This window comes from Macrococcus carouselicus (assembly GCF_004359515.1).
GTDB classification, from domain to species: Bacteria; Bacillota; Bacilli; order Staphylococcales; family Staphylococcaceae; genus Macrococcus; species Macrococcus carouselicus.
The window spans coordinates 1-409 of the sequence record NZ_SCWD01000025.1 but is presented as its reverse complement, the minus strand read 5'-3'; the positions used below and the strand labels follow the sequence as shown (position 1 = coordinate 409).

At 42.3% G+C, this 409-nt stretch carries 1 protein-coding gene and 1 pseudogene; both read right to left on the bottom strand.

The window, feature by feature from the left end; translation table 11 throughout:
* A pseudogene (locus ERX40_RS11105) lies at positions 1 to 230 on the bottom strand (lysozyme family protein); the annotation flags it as partial.
* The coding region (locus tag ERX40_RS11100; protein ID WP_133418553.1) for a hypothetical protein at positions 227 to 409 on the bottom strand (183 nt) is incomplete at its 5' end. The gene ERX40_RS11100 and the pseudogene ERX40_RS11105, both read right to left, overlap by 4 nt.

Below are 409 nucleotides of genomic sequence, written 5' to 3'. Positions count from 1 at the left end.
ATAGCAAGCAATACATTGACATACTCGGAGATACCGTTTTCTCTGGCGTATTTTTCCACCATAGGCTGATGTTTCAAGACTTCTGCGGATAAGTTCATACCCGTAATGCCAGAAGAAAAATTGCTGTTCTCGTCGTCGCTGTCCGCACTAATGAGGACACCAAAGAAAAGCACCAGAGAAAAGAGGATAGGAAACAGACTGCCGATAAGAGCGATATGTTTCAGTTTCATTTTTTCTTCTGTCCTTTCTTTGTTACAAGGTTACGGTTCTTTTTGGTATGTTCTGTTGTACGTTTTGATTGTTCAAAGGTCTGTGTTTTTGTGGTACGCTCTGCTTTGTAATTCTGGCGTGTTTCCTGCGATACCACTTTTTCTACATTCTGCCTATGTGCAGGCTGTACCGACTGGGT